General features: G+C 49.1%; 1 protein-coding gene. It reads left to right on the plus strand.

Features of this window, described 5'->3' with window-relative positions:
• Positions 1-571 precede the first annotated feature (571 nt).
• A partial coding sequence (locus tag JGK39_RS33110; RefSeq protein ID WP_293322659.1) for a DUF4347 domain-containing protein occupies positions 572-3,026 on the plus strand: 2,455 nt, incomplete at its 3' end.

The following is a 3,026-nucleotide window of genomic DNA, read 5'->3' on the forward strand; positions in this document are numbered from 1 at the left end:
ACTGGTAGGGTGCGCAATGCGCACCTTCCTTTATCGGTCAAGCACTGGTAGGGTGTGCTAGGCGCACCTTACTATCGGTCAAGCACTGGTAGGGTGCGCAACGCGCACCTTACTATCGGGCAAACATCGGGTAGGGTGTCGGGCGGGCTGAATGTTTTTACTAAAGACTGAGAATTTCCTCCCCCGCCACCCTACTGTTAGTCACCTGAGTTTAGGATTTTTTGAGAACTTTTTGCGATCGGCAAATACCTCAAATTGACAGACATTGAGAGCAGATTTTAGGGTTTTAGGTCACTCAGTAATTTGGAACCGCAGCAGCTATTCTCTGGATTGACATTACATCCTCTGCGGTTAATAGAAATCAAAGCAATCGCCACATAGCAATCATTCTGTCTGAAGGTATTTTTCTGATTTAAATCATGGAGAAAAACCGAAGATTTTCTTGATTTAAGTACCCCCATGTTTTCACGAAGCTTATTAGCAATCCGGGGTTTTTCAGAATCTATATTCTACGGAATTCAAGGTCATTTACCAGCAAGCAAATAGTAAACATCATCATAGGGTAAGCAAAATGAACTCAATTTTTACCAGTATTGATTCACAATCTGTTCTCGACAATTCTCGTCCTAAATCTCTTGTTTTCATAGACTCGGACTTAGATGACTATCAAACTCTGGCGGGCGGCGCGATCGCGAATTCTGAGACAATCATTTTAGAGAAAAATAGCAACGGAGTCGAGCAAATTACTGCGAAACTGCAAACAATTGCTGCGGCGGGGGGAACTGTAGACCAAGTTCACATTTTTTCTCACGGGAATTCTGGCAGTTTGCAGCTAGGTTCGGCGACGTTGAATTCGGATAGTTTGCCGCAGTATGAAAGCCAGTTGGAAGGGTGGCGCACTGCACTGAGCGACAAAGCTGATATCATGCTTTACGGTTGCGATGTGGCGGCGGGTGAGGGGGCTAATTTTGTCGATCGCCTTTCGGAATTAACCGGGGCTGATATTGCCGCATCTACGGATTTAACTGGCCGCGCAGGTAACTGGAATTTGGAGTTTGCCAAGGGTGATATTGAAGCACCGCTAGCCTTGACTCCAGAAGCAATGGCCGATTACCGAGGGACTTTAGCGACGATTACCGTTACCAACGCCAATGATAGCGGGGCTGGTTCACTGAGAAGTGCGATCGCCTCCGCAGCAGCCGGCGATACCATTCAATTTGCCTCCTCTCTTGCCAATCAAACAATTACTCTCACGAACGGTCAACTTGTCATCAACAAAAACTTGACAATAGATGCAATTGGTGCTAGCAATTTAACCATCAGTGGCAATAACACTTCGCGGGTAATCCTCACCGAAGGTTCCACCAATGTTACTCTAAAAAACCTGATTGTTGCCAACGGCAAAGTCTCGGGAACCGATCCGAATAATGAGGCAACTAGCAGCGGCGGTGGCATTCAAACAGGCGGTAACAGCACTTTAACTTTAGAAAATTGCCAAGTCAATAATAATGTTGCCGGCTTCGGCGGCGGCGTTTACACGGGTTTCCGCAGCACCACAACTGTAATTAACAGTAAGTTTAGTGGCAATGACGGTTCTTTGGCTAGCAATACCGAACGTGGCGGCGGGGCGATCGCCACTAAAAGCGGAGGTTCTCTGACGATCAGAGATAGCGAATTTACCAACAACAAAGGCAGCTACGGCGGGGCTGTGAATAACCTGCTGGGCAGCATGACGATCGAAAACTCGAAATTCACTGGCAACAGTACAAATAAAGGCGTTGGTGGCGCAGTTTACGTCGATGGCGCTAATGCTTCTGGCCCCAATGCCACACCAGGCCCTACTCCTGGAAACATTATCATCCGAGGCAGCACTTTTGACGGCAATATCGGGACAGGAGAAGGAGGTGGAGCCTTTTTGTTTGGTTATAACCAAGACAAAGTAGTTTTGGAAAATAGCACTTTTATTAACAACAAGGCTATCAAAAATGCAGCAGGTCAAGGAGGTTCTGGAGGTGGAGTTCGCCACGGAAATGTAGATTTGACTGTGACAAATACTACCTTTGCCAACAACACAGCCGATGATAACGGCGGCGGTTTGTGGATTGGAGAAGAGGGCAATATCAACATTGTCAATAGTACATTTTCCGGCAATACGGCTGCTAAACAAGGCGGTGGCATAGTTGTCGGTAACAAAGATGCCTTTTCGACTAACATCGTCAATTCGACTTTTGCCAAGAACACTGCTGGAGAGTTTTCGGGAGGTATTGCAACTTTTGGAAATCAGCCAATTACTGTCAAGAATTCGATTTTTGATAGCAACACGGCTGGCAATCCTTTTAAAGTTAAATTCCAAACTGGCAGAGAACTAATTGATGGCGGGAATAATCTTCAGTTTCCCGCTAAACTGACGACGGGCGATCCTAATGACAATAATGCTACGGCAAAGGTGACGATCGCAGATCCGAAACTCGGCCCTTTGCAAAATATTAACGGCGCTTTCGTGCTGCCGCTGTTAGCCGGAAGCCCCGCCATTGACACAGGTACAGGTGCGGGCGCGCCAGCGGCAGATCAGCGCGGTGTGACTCGCCCCCAAGATGGTGATGGTAACGGCAGTGCGATCGTCGATATCGGCGCTTTTGAATTCACAACGACAGCCACGCCGACTCCGACACCAACTCCGACACCCACACCCGCCCCAACTCCGACACCGGCACCAACTCCGACTCCGACACCCACACCCGCCCCAACTCCGACACCGGCACCAACTCCGACTCCGACACCCACACCCGCCCCAACTCCGACACCGGCACCAACTCCAACTCCGACACCCACACCCGCCCCAACTCCGACACCCGCCCCAACTCCGACTCCGATACCGGGCACAGATAATTGTTTGCTCGATGGCGTCAGCGCCCCAGAATTAAACTCTGCTAGCATCACCCCCAACCCCGTTCAAAAAACTCTCAATGGGGGTAACAGTGCCGACTTCATCATGGGTAGCAGCATCCCCGAGTCGATTAACGGAC

The sequence above is a fragment of the Microcoleus sp. PH2017_12_PCY_D_A genome (genome assembly GCF_020738565.1).
Classification (GTDB): Bacteria; Cyanobacteriota; Cyanobacteriia; order Cyanobacteriales; family Microcoleaceae; genus Microcoleus.